The organism is Chitinophaga sp. (genome assembly GCF_036566945.1).
Lineage (GTDB): Bacteria > Bacteroidota > Bacteroidia > Chitinophagales > Chitinophagaceae > Chitinophaga.
On the sequence record NZ_DATCVJ010001080.1, the window covers coordinates 1 to 1,629 of the forward strand.

General features: G+C 40.1%; 2 protein-coding genes. Both read right to left on the reverse strand.

Features of this window, described 5'->3' with window-relative positions; all coding sequences use genetic code 11:
• Positions 1-264: LytR/AlgR family response regulator transcription factor (locus VIP81_RS32590; protein WP_331972135.1), on the reverse strand; the 264-nt coding region annotated here is incomplete at its 3' end.
• A gap of 5 nt (positions 265-269) precedes the next feature.
• On the reverse strand, positions 270-1,433 hold the full coding sequence (locus VIP81_RS32595) for a sensor histidine kinase (RefSeq protein ID WP_331972138.1): 1,164 nt from the start codon (positions 1,431-1,433) through the stop codon (positions 270-272).
• Positions 1,434-1,629 lie beyond the last annotated feature (196 nt).

The window sequence follows — 1,629 nt, forward strand, 5'->3', positions numbered from 1 at the left end:
GGCATGGTCTTTTGACGCAGTAGTAAAAATAACGAATGGAGGATTGCTCAATGAGCGGATCATTTCTATTCCGTTAATATTAGGCATTTGTATATCGGACAACAGCAGGTCAACGGGTTGTCGCTGCAGTTCATTAATAGCATCAAAAGCATTCTCACAAAAGGCTACCGGTTGCAAATAAGGCACCCGGCCAATGTAATTCTCCATCAGGTCTCTCGCAAATGGCTCATCATCCACTACAAGGCAGGTAATTACTTGATCCATATTTTTCAGTTCAACGTTAGTGTCAAGACAACTTTGTAATATTCGGGATTATTTTCTATAATTAAAGTATGCTCGTCTGGATACAACAGAATAAGTCGTTTACGGGTATTGCTAAGACCAATCCCACCCACTACTTTTTTACCTGCCGGCATTTCTCCTTTGCTATTGGATATTTCAAATTTCAGTTGATTTGCTTCCACTTCCAGAGAAGCATGAATATAACATTTGTCGGAAGTAGTACTATGTGAATATTTAAAGGCATTTTCTACAAATGGAAACATCAGTAACGGGGCTATCAGCCTGTTCCCCATCTGATCCGGGTCGCAATCAAACCGGATGCTGGCATTTTTTCCGTACCGCACACTTTCCAGCTCTACATAATTCTTCAGGAACTCAGCTTCCATGTCCAACGGCACCTGGTCTGTATTGGAATCATACAGGGTATACCGCATCATTTCAGACAGGTGCATAATCAGATCTGAAGCCAGGGCATCATTCCTGATAGATAAAGAGTAAATATTATTCAATGTATTAAACAGAAAATGCGGATTCAACTGGGAACGAAGAAAACTCACCTCCAGGTTCAGGTTATCCCTTTCCAGCCGCAGTGTACGCGTGGAAGCCCGGATTACATCCAGGATCAGCTTCAATGATAAAGCCGGCCCCGTGGTGATCAATACCGGAAAAAAAATCTTCAGCAAATGGTCGGGCGCAAAAGTATCCGACCATCCTCCATTCACTATCCGATGCAAAAAATCCCGCAGAGAAACGTCATTCACCACCAGGAACGTAACGGCATACCATGAACACAAATAATTGATAACAGACCAAAATATAAAAGGAACGCAAAAGCATAACAGGGCCAGGAAAAAATAACCCTTCAGCAACACTTTCGGAATGATAAAGTAAAAAGTAGTATAAAAGAAAAACATCGCCCCTACCATATTCCGGAGCATAAACAGCATACTCACACTGGTGGACACCGTGAAATTCGAAATCATCATAAGACCATACAACACAGCCAAACAAGCCCACATGAGCACATGTGACCATACCCTGACCCTGGTGACGTAATACTTATCAGATAAAAAAAAGGAAAACCATTCCATTAGTTTCCTGCCAATATCAGGCGGCTTCCCGCTGGTTTTACTTCTAAAAAAAGCTAGCATTTTATCCCTTATATATAAATTTTACACTAAGCAGCAGGCAAGTAATATAAAAATACATTATCAAACTGAATTTTCTTTATCATATAAAATATTTTAATTATACAAATATCACTTTTAGTCTATAACTTACACATTATTAGCGCCTTCCAGTACCATGCCCCATTTACAATGTTGGATACAATTGCATTTTCATCGT

What these genes read in the sequence shown, in the direction of transcription:
- VIP81_RS32595 (WP_331972138.1), bottom strand. Translation starts at nt 1,433, where the DNA reads ATGCTAGCTTTTTTTAGAAGTAAAACCAGCGGGAAGCCGCCTGATATT.